This is a genomic window from Chryseobacterium tructae, assembly GCF_030409875.1.
Taxonomy (GTDB): domain Bacteria; phylum Bacteroidota; class Bacteroidia; order Flavobacteriales; family Weeksellaceae; genus Chryseobacterium; species Chryseobacterium tructae.
Genome location: NZ_JAUFQR010000001.1, coordinates 4,270,221 through 4,285,919, shown reverse-complemented (window position 1 = coordinate 4,285,919; position 15,699 = coordinate 4,270,221). Strand labels below are relative to the sequence as shown.

Below are 15,699 nucleotides of genomic sequence, written 5' to 3'. Positions count from 1 at the left end.
GAGTTATGTGTTGTTTTGAAAAGTGAGGAGGTTTGAAAAATTGAGTAAATAAAGGCCTTGGAGTAAACAAATAGTATTGCAAATTCACTTTTTTTTAATCTCTGTTTTTTTGATTTAGATAAACGAAATAGTGACAGAACCATGTAGTTTTTCATCAGTATAAACTACCAGCTCTTTATCTTTTACTTTTATTTTGTTCCAATAATAATTTCCTGCAAATCTACTTTCCAAAACCTCTGATTCAAGACCGTTTTCGGAGATCTTTATTCCCTTCGGGTAATAGAAAAACTTTGAAAGTTCAAAATTGGCTGCTTCAGTTTCATTGAAGATATTTACTTCTCCAAATAATTTAGCAACATAAGAGTTGTAAGGATTTCGATACGTTTCTTCAGGGCTGTTATTTGAATGAGTCTTCCATCCTGAAGAATAACGATCTGATCCAGCCATGGCATAATGTCCTGAAGTTCGTGGGTAGAAATAATCAACGAGATCTGATGTTCCTTTACATAACGGAAAAGCCTTTCTCTAAGCTCTATTTTTCTTGGAAAATCCAGGTTACTGAATGGTTCATCCAGAATAAGGAGTTTGGGTAAAACAGAAAGTGCTCTGGCAAGGGCAACCCTCTGTTGTTGGCCACCACTTAAATATTTAGGAAGTACATCTGCAAATTCCTGAAGCCCAACCACATCAAGAAGTTCCAGAACGGTTTCTCTTTTTTTTGTTAAATTAATATTTGAAATAAATTTACCTACATTTTCAGCAACAGTAGCATAAGGCATCAGGTCAAAATTCTGTGCTACAAACTTCATTTCAGCTTCTCCGGGAACAAGATTTCCTTTGGGTCCCAGTAGTCTCATTCCATCAAAGATAATTTCTCCGCTTTCCCAATCTAATAATCCATACATCAGGCTTAAAAGGGTAGATTTTCCACATCCACTTTCTCCAGCCAGAGCAATGATTTTATTGGCTTCAAATCTTAAATTAAGGTTCTGAAACAGCGGTTTTTCTTTGGTGTGAGAGAAGAATAAATTGTTTATTTCTAAAAGCATATTACAAATGTAAGGTTTTTATGAAAACATAATTTTTTTTATTATATTAGCGGGAGTAATAAAAATAAATCAAAAATGAGAAAAAAACTGTTTTCGTTAGCTATTCCTGCTTTATTCGTTGCTGCCGTAATGGTTTCTTGTAAAAAAGATAAACCGCTTACCAGTGAAGGTAATGAAGTGACTACAACCAAAGATGGTAACCAGTACACTTTGGATACGCTAAACAGTAAGGTTGAATGGAAAGGATACAAAGTATTTAAATCTGAAAATACGAGCCACTTCGGAACCATCAAGTTTGAAAGTGGAGATGTAACAGTGAAGGACGGAAAACTAGAAAGCGGTAAATTTGTTGCTGATATGAATTCCCTTACCTCTGTAGACTTGAAAGACAGTCCTGAAGATATGGGTAAATTAAATGGTCACCTTAAGAGTGGTGATTTCTTTGAAGTAGAAAAATTCCCAACAGCTTCTTATGAAATTACAAAGGTTACTCCTGCTCCGGAAGGTGATTATAATACTCTTTTGGATGGTAATTTAACAATTAAAGGAATTACAAAACCTGTTCAGTTTAAAGCGAATGTTTCTGTGAAAGATGGAGACGTAAGTATTGCTACTGAGCCTAAGGATATCAAGAGAGAAGAGTTTGGGGTGAAATTCCAGGCTCCTGCTGAAAACGGAGTGATTAAAGATGAGGTAACTCTTCAGATCAACGTGAAAGCTTTAGAAAAGAAATAATTTTTTTATTTAAGTGAAATAAGTGATTGAAGTCTGCCTCCCGAAAAAGAGGCAGATTTTTTTATGACGGACTTATTATTCAACTTAAAAGTTGTATTTTTGCAAAACATTTTGAAAGGGTAAAAATAATGATAGAAAAGATAGAAGAACTACTGATCGAAGTAAACGGCTTCAATACTACCTCTAAGGAAGAGATAGAGAATTTCCGTATCAAGTACAACGGTAAAAAAGGAGTTCTGAATGATTTTTTTGAAAAATTTAAAGAAGTTCCTAACGACCAGAAGAAAGAATTCGGGCAGAAGATCAATACTTTGAAGCAAGCAGTTGCTGTGAAATTGGAAGATTTGAAAAGTGCTTCCACATCTTCTATTGCGCTAGAAAAAGAAGATCTTACAAGACCAGCGTTTCCATTGGATTTGGGGTCAAGACATCCGATCAACCTGGTTAAAAATAGAATCATTGAAATCTTTAAATCAATTGGATTTGCAGTGGCAGATGGTCCTGAGATTGAGGATGACTGGCATAACTTTACCGCATTGAACCTTCCGGAATATCATCCGGCAAGAGATATGCAGGATACGTTCTTCATTGAGCAGAATCCGGATATTCTTTTGAGAACGCACACTTCTTCTGTGCAGACTCGTTATATGGAAGAAAATCAGCCGCCTATCAGAATTTTATCTCCAGGAAGAGTATTCAGAAATGAAGCAATTTCTTCACGTTCTCACTGTATCTTCCATCAGATTGAAGGATTATATATTGATGAGAATGTAAGCTTTGCCGATTTAAAGCAAACTATTCAGTTCTTTACGACTGAGCTTTTCGGAAAGTCTAAAATCAGAATGAGACCTTCTTACTTCCCATTCACTGAGCCAAGTGCTGAGATCGATGTATATTGGGGGCTCAACTCTGAAACCGATTATAGAATCACAAAAGGAACAGGATGGCTAGAAATCATGGGGTGTGGTATGGTAGATCCTGCTGTATTGAAGAATGTAAACATTGATTCTGAGAAATATTCAGGATATGCATTCGGAATGGGTATTGAAAGAATTACAATGCTTCTTTACCAAATGAGTGACATCAGAATGTTCTTTGAAAATGATATAAGAACCTTGGAACAATTCAAGACATTATAAAAAATAAACCTCCGGAGCTCCGGAGGTTTTTGTTTTTAATTACTGACCTAAGAAACAAAACGTAATTAAAAACTGATTTTATTGAAAATTTACACGTGCCTGTTTCTTATGTCCATACTTTACGAAGGTATTTCAACGAAGTATTGACATCGCAGCCCCTTTGCTGCTTCTATTATTAAGACAACTTGAATTGAAAATATATTACATAAGCTCATTAAAAGTTTAATTATTTCTAACTGTTTAGGGAATATTGAGTAAAATGGGCGTTTTTTTTGTTAAAATTGTATTTTTGTTGTAATTAATTTGATGAAAGTTTATTTTTGACCCCAGTTAAAATAAACGTGATGAAAAAATTATTATTTCCGCTTCTAATTGCGGGAGCAAGCCTTAATGCTCAAAAAATTGAAATTGCAGCCAGCTATGGAACACCTTCTGTGTATGGGACTGCTTATGATCTAGGTTCTGCTATTGTTGGAAGTCTCTCCGATACAAAAAGTCCTTCAAGTAATGGTGTTGCTGCTCTTGGAGTAATGGTGTACAGTAAAAATATGAACTGGCGCTATGGGATAGATGTTACCAATGAATTCTTTGGAAAAACAGAATCTGTTTCGAAACAAAGTATAACCTCAATCCTTCCAAAAGTAGATTATTTCTGGCTTAGAAAGAATAAACTAGGATTATACTCAGGAGGTAGTATCGGTGTTAATTTTACCAGTACCACTTATGTCAATAAGAATAATAAAAAGGAGAATAAAGATAGCAGTACTGGATTCGGATTTAATGTGGTTCCCATTGGGCTAAGATATGGAGGAGATCTAAGTGTTTTTGTAGAAACCAATATCGGAATGAAAGGGATCGCACAAGCAGGTGTTGCCTATAGATTTTAAAACACAAAATAATTTTAATACAAAAAAAACAGAGAATCTATTTTTAGATTCTCTGTTTCTTTATTCATTAGTATTACTTGGTAAATTTTAAAGGATATTTTACGTTTTTGTAATCATCAATACTCGCTTTCAATGAACCTACTGCCAGTTCAGCCTTTAAAAGCATAGGGATATGATTGGCATCATTAGAAACCCACATCGTTACTCCCTCTTTTTCTTTAAAGACTCTCCCGCTTTTTACAGATGGAATGATCTTTAAACAGTTGATGGTACCGAATTTTGTCTTTAAATCCTCAGTTCCTATAACCTTAAGCTGGAAAGGAAACATCTCGTCATCAATCCATACATTCATATTGATTACTGTTCCTACTTTCAATTCATCCTGGCTCTTGCTTCTGAGATAATAGAAGCATGAAAGCATATCTTGCACTCCTTTTACAGACTTTATAACCTTTGAGCCGTTTGCCGGCGTTTTCTTATCTGTTAAAATTAAAGTATTGTTATCGTGATTAAAGGCTGTTTCAAAATGCTGGCGATAACTTCCTTCCCTAACATTTCGGACATAGTAGCTGGGTAAACTTGTGGCAGAATCAATAAAACTCTCGTATAAGTCTTCTACTTTAAAGAACGCTTTTACAGCACCTGTAGTTTGGCCTGTACCCTTTACGTACAAATGGGGTGCTCCTTTGTATGTTGTTTTTTTGGTGGTGAGATTAGCAGTCCCTGCATTTAAGAATCCATAGTGAATTCTTAGGGTAATAGATTCACCATCTGCTACGTTATCAATCTGGGCTGAACCTAGAAAGAATATAAAGACTGCTAAAAAGTTGAAAAGTTTCTTCATGTTATGTCGTTTACAAAAACATTGCCAAATTTAAAATCTTAATTGTTAGATATTTGACAAATCTCAGGTTTTTATTTAGAATCAATTAAATATGCTTCGCATTAAAATTAGTAAATTTGCAGTTACATGTATAATTAAATTATCTTAAATTATGATAACCACTGATATATTGATCATAGGTGCAGGGCCTACAGGGCTTTTTGCCGTTTTTGAAGCGGGTCTTTTAAAAATGAAGTGCCACATTATTGACGCACTTCCACAACCGGGAGGGCAATTGGCTGAACTTTATCCTAAGAAACCTATTTTTGATATTCCGGGGTATCCTTCAGTAAACGCTGGAGAATTGGTAGATAATTTGATGGAGCAGATCAAGCAGTTCCAACCTGGGTTTACCTTGGGAGAAACGGCAGTTTCTTATACAAAGGTAGATGATGAGTGGTTTGAGGTGATTACGAACAAAGGAACCGTTCACAGATGTAAAGCTATTGCTATTGCAGGTGGGTTAGGGACTTTTGAACCTAGAAAACCTACTTTCGAAAATGTAGCGGATTATGAGGAGAAAGGATTGGAATATTTCGTTAAAGAACCTGAGCACTTCAGAAATAAAAAAGTAGTGATTGCAGGAGGTGGAGATTCTGCTCTGGACTGGAGTATTTTCCTTTCCAATGTAGCGAGTGAAGTAACTTTGATCCACAGAAGAAATGAGTTCAGAGGAGCTTTGGATTCTGTAGAGAAAGTTCAGGATTTGAAAAACGAAGGGAAAATCAAATTGATTACTCCAGCTGAAGTTATCGGTATTAAAGGTGACGGAAAGGTAGAAGCGATCACTGTACAAAAAGATGGTGAGGATGCTTTTGAAATTGAAACAGATTATTTCATCCCGTTATTCGGATTGACTCCAAAATTAGGTGAGATCGGAAACTGGGACTTAATATTGAGAAGAATGCGATTGTAGTAAACAACGCACTTGATTATCAAACTAATATTGATGGTATTTATGCTATCGGAGATATTAATACTTATCCTGGTAAATTGAAGTTGATCCTTTGTGGTTTCCACGAAGCTACTTTGATGTGTCAGAGCGTTTATAACAGACTCAATCCTGGTAAAAAATTCGTATTAAAATATACTACCGTAAGTGGAGTAGACGGATTTGACGGAAGCCGTAAAGAAGCAGAGAAGGCTGTTGTGAAAAAAATTGACTAATTTTGCAGAATTATGTCAGATATTAATATTAAAATCACCGACAGAGAAGGTGTAATCCACGATGTTATAGCTCCTACGGATATGTCCATGAACTTAATGGAGATCATTCGTTCGTATGAATTGGCTGAAGAAGGTACTATTGGTGTATGCGGCGGAATGGCGATGTGTGCTTCATGCCAGGTATACGTAATCAATGATCCTGGTTTGGAACCAATGGGAGATGAAGAAGATGCAATGCTTGCTGAAGCTTTCCATGTGAAAGACAACAGCCGATTAGGCTGCCAGTTGCATATTGCAGATGCCATGGAAGGGCTGGAAGTGGAAATTGCTCCTTATCCTTAGAAAATATTTTTTAATCTTAATAAGAAACCCGTTCGGATCTTCCGGACGGGTTTTGTTTTTATATTATTAAGAGATTATATTTCTTCCTTAGAAATCCACTTTCCAACGGTTGGAGCCTGATAGTTTCTCATTTTTTCCAACAGGTCGTTTATGTTGTCACTTACTAAAAGCATATCTCGATTTACAGACTTTAGAAATCCTTTGTTCACCATATTTTCAATCAAATTGATGAGATCATCGTAGAAACCTTCAATATTCAAAATGGCGATAGGCTTTTTATGAAGACCAAGTTGTGCCCAGGTAATCATTTCAAAAAATTCTTCCAACGTTCCGTAACCTCCGGGAAGTACGATCACGCCATCGCAAAGCTCATTCATTTTGGTTTTTCTTTCGTGCATTGTTTCAACGAGAACCAGTTCAGTAAGGTTTTTATGGGCAATTTCTTTAGCCTGTAAAAAGTGAGGGAGAACGCCGGTTACTTTTCCATTTTCACTTAATGCTCCGTTGGCGATAGTTCCCATTAAACCGGTTTCTGAGCCACCGTAAATGAGTTGTATATTTTGTTTTGCTAACGTTTGCCCAAGTAAAAATGCCTGCTCTTCATAGATTGTATCTGTGCCGAAACTTGAACCGCAGAATACTGTAATACTTTTCATATTTTAAATGTCTTAATGGTTTAAATTAAAATATCCAAAATCATAAGACTTTGGATATTTAATATAGTTATTTTACTATTCTATTTCTGAGGAATATTCGCTAAATATCTTTCAGGAAGCTCCAGAATTTCTGAGCAGATGGAATGTTTGCTTTCTCATCAGGAGAGTGTGCTCCTCTGATGGTAGGGCCGAAACTTACCATTTCCATTTCCGGATAGTTAGCTCCAATGATACCACATTCTAAACCTGCATGACAAGCTACAACATGAGGCTTCTCATTGAACTTCTCTGTATAGATCTTTTCCATGATCTGTACGATTTCAGAACCTGGTCTTGGCTTCCATCCTGGGTAAGAACCACTGAATACTACATTCATTCCTGCTAATTCTGCTACAGATTTCAATTGTTCTGCTGTAGAATATTTAGAAGAGTCTACTGAAGATCTTGTAAGGTTAAGAATCTTCAATTCTCCCCCTTTCAATTCAACTCTAGCCACATTATTAGAGGCTTCTACAAGGTCAACTACATCCGGGCTCATTCTGTATACTCCGTTGTGAAGACCTTTTAAAGTAAGGATAACTTTTTTAGAATCTCCTTCTGAAATAGCTTTGTCAGAAGAGGTAGAGTTTTCGATATTGATTTGAAGACCTGCTTCTACAGAGGCAAATTCTTCTAAAATTTCTGTTTTAAGAGCAGTAGCTTCCTGAATGAATTCCTGTGCATTTCTTACAGAGATGATCGCAACACCTTCTCTTGGAATAGCATTTCTTAATCCACCACCATCAATAGAGATCAATTCTACATTTTGATTTTCCAATCCTTTGTAAAGAAGTCTTCCTAAGATAATGTTGGCGTTTCCGAAACCTTTATGAATATCCATTCCTGAGTGACCGCCCTGTAATCCTTTTACTTCAATTCTTACAACCTGTCCTTTTGGAGCTTCTGTTGCATAGTTTTGAGTAATAGTAACATCAACACCTCCTGCACAACCGATGTCAATTTCATCATCTTCTTCTGTGTCAAGGTTTAATAAGATTTCTCCTGTAAGTTGTCCTGGCTTTAAACCAATTGCCCCTGTCATTCCGGTTTCTTCATCAATCGTGAATAGAGCTTCTAATGCAGGGTGAGGAATATCAGAACTTTCAAGGATAGACATAATAGTAGCTACCCCTAAACCGTTATCAGCCCCTAAAGTAGTTCCTTTTGCCTTTACCCAATCTCCATCAATCTCCATTTTGATCCCTTCTGTTTCAAAATCGAAATTAACGTCATTGTTTTTCTGGCAAACCATATCCAAATGTGACTGAAGCACAATAGATTTACGGTTTTCCATTCCTGCAGTAGCAGGCTTTTTAATAATTACGTTTCCTACTTCGTCTACAGTAGTTTCTAAGCCTAGATCTTCACCAAACCCTTTGATGAAAGCAATTACTTTTTCCTCTTTTTTAGATGGTCTTGGAACTGCATTTAATTTGGAAAAGTTTTTCCAGATTATCTGCGGTTCTATATTAGATAATTCCATTGAAATTTATTTTTCTCAAATTTACAAAATAAAAAATGCTTCCGTGGAATACAGAAGCATTTTTATGAGTTATAAAAGAATGAATAAGCAAATTTTAAAGTGAGCTTATCCACTTTTTTGTTGTTAACATCCACATTCTCCGTAGATCGGTGTCGTAATGACACTACCATCCGGTTTTTCAATGGTTAAGGTACCTTCAAAGAGTAAAGCTTCTTCGCCTTTTATCTTTTTACCTTTTACAGAGATCTTATAACCTTCATTTTCGATTTCTTTGGTCAATTCTTCATCCACTTCCATATCGCTTGAAGAGATAAGATTCATGGCAAGCCTTTTACCATCCAGCTTCATATAGGCTGTTTTTCCGGCATCATCTGCATAGATGTATTTTTCCGCTTCAAAATCAGTTTTGTTTCTTGCGAAATAGCATGAACATTCTTTAATTTCTTCAGGAAATGAAATGGTTTCAATCTGGATTTTTCCAGAAGGAATACTTGCTGTAGCAGAATCTTTAGTGATGCTTGAAGAATCAGTTGTAGTGTTTGCAGAAACTGTTTCTTTGTCTTTTTTACAAGCAACTAGCAGAAGTGCAGAAAATAAAATGATTAGGTATTTCATGTGTTTGTGGTTTTGAAATATTAGCCTCTTGCTCTTTCAAGAAGGGTCATCATTAATAATGAAAGGATTACTAAACTTTCCTCCTCATCATCAATGTCGATCATTCTGTCTAATTGGAATCTTCTTCCAAAGAACGAAGGCATTTTTTTAAGTTTGAAATATGCTTTCCGTCAATACCGGTAACAGTATATGATGGATTCAGGAAGTATCCTGTAAACATTCCAATAATAGGAAGTTCACCTACGAAGCTGTCCCAGAATCTTACCCATGCACTGTCTTCCTGTACTTTGAATTTAGGTTGATCTTTAGAATCAAGGATATCATAACTTGCTTTCCAGATAGAACGCATTCCTTTTCTTGCCAATCTCCCATAGCTTTTGTTGTCTACAATATCATTTAAAGAATAAGAAGCATTAAAGTCAATCCATTGATTCGCTCTGATTCTGAAAAGTTCTTTTGATTTGCTTTCGTCATTGAAAACGATAACGTCTTCTTTTAATTTGAACATTTTCTGGCGTACGTATGCTACGTAATTTCCATTTTTGTCAGTAATGTTGAAGTCACTGGCTAGTGTCGAAATTTTAAACTTGAAATCTAGTGGATAATTTAAGTTGTTAAGTACCATGTGTTAGTTTATTTTTTTCATATTTAATTGAAGCCGCAAATATAACGGTTTTTTTAGAGTTATGGAATATAGGGACGGAATAGGGAATTAAAATATCGGAATGAGACATTGGAGAAGTGGAAGTTTGAAAAAAGAGGGTTAGAAATGATGGATAATAGATAATTTATGGGAATCTTAAAATAGCAAAAGTTACTTTGGTTTTTATACGTTAATGGTGAATTTTTGTTGTGGAAGTAAATAAGTAATGACTTCTGGTGGTTAAAATTGATAATTGACTTTTCATATTCCGAAACTCAAAAACTCCCCGTTAGGATAGATCATTTTCCTCAAATAATCCTTATTTTTGTACTATGGATTATCCAAGTAAAGTGCTGGCAAAGGCGGTTGATGAGATTTCAGGGTTACCTGGAATTGGAAGAAAAACAGCTTTAAGATTAGCATTACATTTATTAAAACAACCTAGTTCCAGAGCGGTAAGCCTTGGAAACTCACTGATTAATCTTGTCAACGATATAAAATATTGTAAAGAGTGTCATAATTTTTCTGATTTTGACATCTGTGAGATTTGCAGCAATGAGAAAAGAAGCGGTGAGTTAATTTGTATTGTTGAAGATGTAAGAGATGTAATTGCTATTGAGAATACTGGGAAGTATGGCGGGAAGTATCTTATTTTGGGTGGAAAAATCTCTCCGATGGAAGGAGTCGGGCCAAGCCAATTGAACATTCCAAGTATTGAGAGAAAACTGAATGAAGGGGTCGTGAAGGAATTTATTTTTGCGTTGAGTGCTACTATGGAGGGAGATACAACTGCTTATTATATTTACAAAAAATTTAAAAAATTCAATGTAAATTTTTCAAGCATTGCCAGAGGAATTTCAGTAGGAGATGAGCTGGAGTATGCAGATGAAATTTCACTGGGAAGATCTATTATCAACAGATTACCATATAACGAAAAGGATTAATATGAAGCTGTCTATTATTATTGTTAATTATAATGTTGCCCAACTGCTCCGAAACTGCCTTTTATCTATTCAGAAATACGTAAAAGATTTGGAGTATGAGGTCATTGTGATAGACAATGCTTCTACAGATAGTTCATGGAAGGATCTTATCACGGAATTTCCCGAGGTACACTTTATTGCTTCAGAGATTAATGGAGGCTTTTCAAAGGCTAATAATACTGCGATACAAGCTGCAAAAGGCGAATACATATTGCTTTTAAACCCTGATACGGAACTGGAAGGTTTTTATATGAAAGAGGTATTAGATTTTTCAGATAGCCAACCGGATTTCGGATGCCTTGGAATACGAATGCATGATGCGGATGGGCATTTCTTGCCAGAAAGTAAACGTTCAGTTCCGGATATGTTCAATTCTTTTGAGAAGCTATTTACTAATTTTAAGAAAAATAATTCGAAATCCTATTACAGGAATGATCTTGAGGAAAATGTTATTGCTGAAGTAGAAGTAATGACAGGAGCTTTTCTCTTGCTGAAAAAAGAAGTGTATGAAAAAGTAGGTGGTTTGGATGAAGCTTATTTTATGTATGGTGAAGATATTGACCTTTGTTATACTTTAATAAGAAATGGATACAAAAACTACTATTATGGTAAGGCTTCTCTTCTTCATCATAAAGGAGAAAGTACCATAAAGAATGATGTTTATCTGAACCGTTTCTATGGTGCCATGCAGATCTTTATAGACAAATATTATAAGGAATCAAAACCCATGCAGTATTCCTTTCTAAAAGCCGGTCTGAAACTCCGCTATCAGATTGAGAAGATTAAGCTGAAGTAAGTAGGTTGGAAGTTGGAAGAGGGAAGTTGGAGGTTATGGATGTCTGAAGTACTTATCATGTGCTTTATAACCTCTATATAAAGAAATACGATTTTATACGGTTTACGTTATCCGCTTATGTTATTCCGAATGGAGTGGAGAATTTAAATGATGGATGAGATTCCTGCTTCGTCGGAATGACGGTGAGTATAATCTTGCACATTAAATATTAAAAATATATTACAATAAAAAAGCAACTCAATGAGAGTTGCTTTTTGTATGTCGAAAAATAATCTTCTTATTTAGCCGGTGCAACTGGAGTTGATGCCGGAGCAGTTGTTGTAGAAGAAGCCGGAGCAGATTGTTTTGCCGGAGCTTCTTTTTTAACGGGTTGTTGAGCTGGAGCCACTTGTGATGGTTTACCAGTAACGACAACGCTTATAAGGATAAGAACGATGATAGTTCCGCCTAGAGTCCATGTTGCTTTTTCCATGAAATCATTGGTTCTTTGTACTCCAAACTGAGCAGAAGATGCCCCTCCGAAAGTACTGGAAAGACCTCCACCTTTTGGGTTTTGAGCCATAACAACAATTACCAATAAAATACTGGCAATCATAATAAGAACCATCAATAGTGTAAATATAGTATCCATTAATTCTGATATCTTTTTGAATGGGCAAATTTAATCTTTTTTTACTGAATGACAAAAAAAGATATCGGTAAATATGGCACAACAGCAAAAAAATAAAAAATAAACAATGATTTTATGCTTAAAATGCAAGGGGAAGTAAATAGAGGGTAGGAATAATCGGATTCAACCATGAACTGCTTGCAATTTCTCTTGCCAAATTGATTAATAATAGCATTTGCAAAATCAGAAAAAGAAAGAAGCTATCTCAATTTTGAGATAGCTTTTCTATCAATATAGTTTGTTTATTATTTAAAATCTGTATCCTTAGCCTGATTAAGCTGGTAAGACTGTACAGCAAGATTAATTTCCATTCCACCCATATTTTGGATAATGGTGAAAGGAAGCTTCACTCCCGATACGTCTTTATAATCAGCGAAGCTTGTAGGCATAGCACCTCCTTCTCCTGATTTGATCTCTCCGGTTTTCAATCCGGTTTTTACGCTGTAATAATAGGTTTGTTTTGGTCCTTTTACCACATAAGAATCTTCGTTATTGTACTTTTCGATTCCTGCTAATTTTAATTCTTTGGAGGCTGCAAAAGTAAGTTCCGGAAAAAGTTCCGGTTCTGCCATAGAAGCTTTCTGCTTGTCATTTAAAGGCATTTTTTTGCCCTGCGCTTCTATATAGCCGTCTTTACCGTCAAAAACAATCTTTTGAAGGGTATTACCCATCATTTTCATATCCATCATCATTTTTCCGCCCTTTCCTTGAATCAGTTTCATGTTCATATCCATTCCCTGAACTTTGGTAGTCGCATCAGCTGTAATGGAAGTTACTTTTTGAAGAGCTGCTAAACCTCCGATTGCATTGATGTATTTATCAGCTACAGAACCGATGGTCACATTAGCATCCACTTTTTGTGCTGTGGGTTTGGTTACGGGATTGGCTTCTTTATCAAAATATTTTACCGGATAGCCAAGTTTTTCAAGACCTTCAGCAATGTCAGATGCTTTACCAGCAATGAAGATTCTGCTTTGGTTCGGGAGAATAGTTGCTTTTGCAGCGTTAGAAATATCAGCTGCAGTAACTTTATCAATAGATTTTAAATAATTGGTATAGAAATCGGCCGGAAGATCCTGAACTTTTTGATTCAACGCAAATCTTGCTATGGTTTCAGGTTTTTCTAAGGACATAATGAAAGAACCTTTCAATTTTGCTTTAGCGTTTTCTAATTCTTCAGGTTTTACGGTAGAAATTGCATTAAGTTCATTCATCATTTCCTTAACGGCTTTATCCGTTACTTCATTTCTTACACTGGTTTCCGCCGAGAAGTCCGGTGAATATTTGCTCGCATTCATACTTGAATAAGCTCCGTAAGTAAATCCGTTTTTTTCTCTAAGATTCATGAAAAGTCTTGCTTCACCACCGCCACCAAGAATATAATTGGCCATAGTAGCAGGGAAGTAATTGGGATCTTTCATCTTAAGATTGGTGAGGTTGCTTACAGATAATACAGATTGTACAGCAGATGGAACATCCACCACATTAATTTCTGTTTTGGCAACATTCGCGGCAGGTTCTAAAGCTGCAAACTTAGTGTTTGACTTTTTCCAGTTTCCAAAGGCTTTCTCAACCAAAGGTTTGATCTGTTCGAATTTTACATCTCCCACAATCACTAAATATGCATTATCCGGAGCGTAATATTTATTGTAAATATTCTGTACATCCGCCAATTGAATTTTGTTGATTGATTCAATGGTTGTGAATTCTCCTCTTGAGGTGTTCTTTCCATACATCAAAGCATTGGATACTCTCTCAGCAATGGATGATGCATTTTTTTCATCAGCCTTCAATCCTTCAATAATTCTTTCTTTAGCATTTTGGATTTCCTGTGCAGAAAATTTTGGATTAACAATAGCATCAGCCATTAATCCTAATACTTCAGGGAAATATTTTGAAAGTGAGTTTGAAGAAGCTCCGCTGGAAGAAAAGCTGATATTAGCTCCAAGGAAATCAACTTTTTTATTAAACTCATCCTTGCTTAGATTGGTTGTTCCATTGTCGAGCTGCTCTGCCATAAGCATGCTTACTCCGGTTATATTTCCTTCATGATAAGGAGGCCTGTCCATCGTAAGAGTCGTATTTACCCTTGGCAGTTTATTGTTTTCAACCACCATTACGGTTAATCCGTTGTTAAGTTGAAAAGTTTTTGGTTTGGCAATGTTAATGGCAGGAGTAGGTCCTGGTTTTGGCATTGCATTAACGTCGATTTTTTGGGCAGAAAGCATTCCTGCAAATAAAAATGCCGCTGCTATATAAGTGAATTGCTTTTTCATGGGTAAATTATTTTTTCTCAGGAACGTAGTTGATGATGATTCTTTGGTTGGAATTCAAATACTTCTTAGCTGCATTTTGAATATCTTGCTTTGTGATGGATCTGTAGATGTCGATTTCCTTATTGATAAGATTCGTATTTCCCATCAGAACATGATTGGTGGCTAAAGAAGCTGCAATTCCCTGAATGCTTGAATTTTGATTGACGAATTGATTTTCAAACTGGTTTTGAATCTTCTGGTAATCTTCATCAGAAATTAAAGTCGTCTGAAGTTTTTTGATTTCTGCATCAATGTCCGTTTGTAAAGTTTGTTTAGACGTTTGCCCCATTGGAATTGCAAAGAAGGCAAAAATACTGTAATCTTCAAGCCCTTGGTTGAAAGCTGCTACCTGAAGTGCTTTCTTATCCTGATCTACTAGTTTTTTATATAAAACAGAAGATTTACCATTGCTTAAATAAGAAGACAACATATCTAAAACATAAGCGTCTTTTTCTTTATTAGCAGGAGTTCTGTATGCAAAAACATAAGCTGGAAGCTGAATGTTCGGATCCGTTGCCGTTATTTCTTTTTCCTGAGTGATGGGAGCATCTTTAGGGAAATCCTTTGGATACACTGTTCCTTTTGGAATACCACCATAGTATTCTTCAATCCATTTTTTAGTCTGTTCAGTCTTGATATCTCCGGCCACTACTAAAGTAGCGTTGTTTGGAATATAGAATTTCTTGTAGAAAGCCTGGAACTCCTCAAGTTTTGCTGCATTCAGGTCTTCCATAGACCCTATAGTTGGCCAGTTGTATGGGTGATTGGTAAAAAGGTTTTTCTGGATGGTTGTGAAAAGATTTCCATAAGGCTGGTTATCCATTCTTAGTCTTTTTTCCTCCTTTACGACTTCTCTTTGTGTATCTACTCCTACCTGGTTGATGACTGCATGACGCATTCTTTCAGATTCCATCCAAAGTCCCAGTTGCTCGTTATTGGAAGGGAAAGTTTCGTAGTAATAAGTTCTGTCATTGGTTGTATTGGCATTGTTTTGTCCTCCGTTTGAAGAAACAATTTTAAACCAATCTCCTCTCTTAATGTTGGGAGTTCCTTCGAATAAAAGATGTTCAAAGAAGTGGGCAAAACCGGTTCTTCCTTTTACTTCATCTTTTGCTCCTACATGATACATCACCCCTGTAGTTACTACCGGAGCCGAATTATCCTGATGAAGAATTACATGAAGACCATTGGGAAGATCATATTCTTCGAATTTGATTTGCTGTGCATTCATCACCAGCCCGAAGAAAGCTACGGCAGCAGCCGAAAGAAATCGCTTTTTCATAAAGTTAGAAATTGT

14 protein-coding genes and 3 pseudogenes are annotated in these 15,699 nt (G+C 35.9%); 7 read left to right on the top strand and 10 right to left on the bottom strand.

From position 1 onward, the window contains the following. Positions 1-114 precede the first annotated feature (114 nt). Positions 115-1,049 (bottom strand): annotated as a pseudogene (locus QWZ06_RS21240) (sulfate/molybdate ABC transporter ATP-binding protein). Between the two features lie 75 nt (positions 1,050-1,124). Between QWZ06_RS21240 and QWZ06_RS21235 the strand changes: the two are divergent. The 3 genes from QWZ06_RS21235 (at position 1,125) to QWZ06_RS21225 (ending at position 3,810) form a co-directional block, all read left to right on the top strand. Beyond that, positions 1,125-1,784 (top strand): YceI family protein, encoded by a 660-nt coding sequence (locus tag QWZ06_RS21235; RefSeq protein WP_290301002.1) that lies wholly within the window; start codon positions 1,125-1,127, stop codon positions 1,782-1,784. A gap of 128 nt (positions 1,785-1,912) precedes the next feature. Beyond that, on the top strand, positions 1,913-2,923 hold the full coding sequence (pheS, locus tag QWZ06_RS21230) for a phenylalanine--tRNA ligase subunit alpha (RefSeq protein ID WP_290301001.1): 1,011 nt from the start codon (positions 1,913-1,915) through the stop codon (positions 2,921-2,923). A 344-nt stretch (positions 2,924-3,267) separates the two neighbouring features. Then, the gene (locus QWZ06_RS21225; protein ID WP_290301000.1) at positions 3,268-3,810 is read left to right on the top strand and encodes a hypothetical protein; all 543 of its coding nucleotides are present in this window, start codon (positions 3,268-3,270) and stop codon (positions 3,808-3,810) included. Positions 3,811-3,883: 73 nt separating this feature from the next. On the opposite strand, the gene QWZ06_RS21220 is transcribed toward QWZ06_RS21225, so the two are convergent. Continuing rightward, a complete protein-coding gene (locus QWZ06_RS21220) occupies positions 3,884-4,654 on the bottom strand; it encodes a DUF3108 domain-containing protein (protein ID WP_290300999.1) in 771 nt (256 codons plus the stop codon). Between the two features lie 151 nt (positions 4,655-4,805). On the opposite strand from QWZ06_RS21220, the pseudogene QWZ06_RS21215 reads away from it, so the two are divergent. Both QWZ06_RS21215 and QWZ06_RS21210 read left to right on the top strand, forming a co-directional pair. Continuing rightward, positions 4,806-5,860 (top strand): annotated as a pseudogene (locus QWZ06_RS21215) (NAD(P)/FAD-dependent oxidoreductase). Positions 5,861-5,872: 12 nt separating this feature from the next. Beyond that, the gene (locus QWZ06_RS21210) at positions 5,873-6,202 is read left to right on the top strand and encodes a 2Fe-2S iron-sulfur cluster-binding family protein (RefSeq protein WP_290300998.1); all 330 of its coding nucleotides are present in this window, start codon (positions 5,873-5,875) and stop codon (positions 6,200-6,202) included. Between the two features lie 74 nt (positions 6,203-6,276). Here the strand turns inward: QWZ06_RS21210 and QWZ06_RS21205 are convergent, their stop codons facing one another. From QWZ06_RS21205 to QWZ06_RS21185, 5 genes and pseudogenes are all read right to left on the bottom strand, one after another. Next, a complete protein-coding gene (locus tag QWZ06_RS21205; protein ID WP_290300997.1) occupies positions 6,277-6,858 on the bottom strand; it encodes an LOG family protein in 582 nt (193 codons plus the stop codon). Positions 6,859-6,938: 80 nt separating this feature from the next. Beyond that, positions 6,939-8,380 (bottom strand): annotated as a pseudogene (locus tag QWZ06_RS21200) (aminoacyl-histidine dipeptidase). Between the two features lie 123 nt (positions 8,381-8,503). Then, entirely contained in the window at positions 8,504-8,995 is a 492-nt protein-coding gene (locus QWZ06_RS21195; RefSeq protein WP_290300995.1) for a hypothetical protein, read from the bottom strand. A gap of 20 nt (positions 8,996-9,015) precedes the next feature. Beyond that, positions 9,016-9,138, bottom strand: coding sequence for a hypothetical protein (locus QWZ06_RS21190; protein ID WP_290300994.1), 123 nt, complete (start codon positions 9,136-9,138; stop codon positions 9,016-9,018). Then, on the bottom strand, positions 9,105-9,620 hold the full coding sequence (locus QWZ06_RS21185; RefSeq protein WP_290300993.1) for an LURP-one-related family protein: 516 nt from the start codon (positions 9,618-9,620) through the stop codon (positions 9,105-9,107). The genes QWZ06_RS21190 and QWZ06_RS21185 overlap by 34 nt, the downstream gene beginning before the upstream one ends. Before the next feature lie 350 nt (positions 9,621-9,970). Between QWZ06_RS21185 and recR the strand changes: the two genes are divergently transcribed. Both recR and QWZ06_RS21175 read left to right on the top strand, forming a co-directional pair. Then, complete coding sequence (gene recR, locus QWZ06_RS21180) at positions 9,971-10,582, top strand: recombination mediator RecR (protein WP_290300992.1); 612 nt, start codon at positions 9,971-9,973, stop codon at positions 10,580-10,582. Beyond that, complete coding sequence (locus QWZ06_RS21175) at positions 10,578-11,417, top strand: glycosyltransferase family 2 protein (RefSeq protein ID WP_290301396.1); 840 nt, start codon at positions 10,578-10,580, stop codon at positions 11,415-11,417. The genes recR and QWZ06_RS21175 overlap by 5 nt, the downstream gene beginning before the upstream one ends. 277 nt (positions 11,418-11,694) lie before the next feature. Here QWZ06_RS21175 and secG read toward each other — a convergent pair whose 3' ends face one another. The 3 genes from secG to QWZ06_RS21160 form a co-directional block, all read right to left on the bottom strand. Continuing rightward, positions 11,695-12,048, bottom strand: coding sequence for a preprotein translocase subunit SecG (gene secG / locus QWZ06_RS21170; RefSeq protein ID WP_290300991.1), 354 nt, complete (start codon positions 12,046-12,048; stop codon positions 11,695-11,697). Positions 12,049-12,332: 284 nt separating this feature from the next. Continuing rightward, complete coding sequence (locus QWZ06_RS21165) at positions 12,333-14,363, bottom strand: M16 family metallopeptidase (RefSeq protein ID WP_290300990.1); 2,031 nt, start codon at positions 14,361-14,363, stop codon at positions 12,333-12,335. A 7-nt stretch (positions 14,364-14,370) separates the two neighbouring features. After that, positions 14,371-15,684 (bottom strand): M16 family metallopeptidase, encoded by a 1,314-nt coding sequence (locus tag QWZ06_RS21160; protein ID WP_290300989.1) that lies wholly within the window; start codon positions 15,682-15,684, stop codon positions 14,371-14,373. Positions 15,685-15,699: the final 15 nt, after the last annotated feature.

Coding starts and splice junctions, on each gene's coding strand:
- secG (WP_290300991.1), bottom strand. CDS start 12,048: ATGGATACTATATTTACACTATTGATGGTTCTTATTATGATTGCCAGT.
- QWZ06_RS21205 (WP_290300997.1), bottom strand. CDS start 6,858: ATGAAAAGTATTACAGTATTCTGCGGTTCAAGTTTCGGCACAGATACA.
- QWZ06_RS21220 (WP_290300999.1), bottom strand. CDS start 4,654: ATGAAGAAACTTTTCAACTTTTTAGCAGTCTTTATATTCTTTCTAGGT.
- QWZ06_RS21185 (WP_290300993.1), bottom strand. CDS start 9,620: ATGGTACTTAACAACTTAAATTATCCACTAGATTTCAAGTTTAAAATT.
- QWZ06_RS21235 (WP_290301002.1), top strand. CDS start 1,125: ATGAGAAAAAAACTGTTTTCGTTAGCTATTCCTGCTTTATTCGTTGCT.
- QWZ06_RS21195 (WP_290300995.1), bottom strand. CDS start 8,995: ATGAAATACCTAATCATTTTATTTTCTGCACTTCTGCTAGTTGCTTGT.
- QWZ06_RS21225 (WP_290301000.1), top strand. CDS start 3,268: ATGAAAAAATTATTATTTCCGCTTCTAATTGCGGGAGCAAGCCTTAAT.
- recR (WP_290300992.1), top strand. CDS start 9,971: ATGGATTATCCAAGTAAAGTGCTGGCAAAGGCGGTTGATGAGATTTCA.
- QWZ06_RS21165 (WP_290300990.1), bottom strand. CDS start 14,363: ATGAAAAAGCAATTCACTTATATAGCAGCGGCATTTTTATTTGCAGGA.
- QWZ06_RS21210 (WP_290300998.1), top strand. CDS start 5,873: ATGTCAGATATTAATATTAAAATCACCGACAGAGAAGGTGTAATCCAC.
- QWZ06_RS21160 (WP_290300989.1), bottom strand. CDS start 15,684: ATGAAAAAGCGATTTCTTTCGGCTGCTGCCGTAGCTTTCTTCGGGCTG.
- pheS (WP_290301001.1), top strand. CDS start 1,913: ATGATAGAAAAGATAGAAGAACTACTGATCGAAGTAAACGGCTTCAAT.
- QWZ06_RS21190 (WP_290300994.1), bottom strand. CDS start 9,138: ATGCCTTCGTTCTTTGGAAGAAGATTCCAATTAGACAGAATGATCGAC.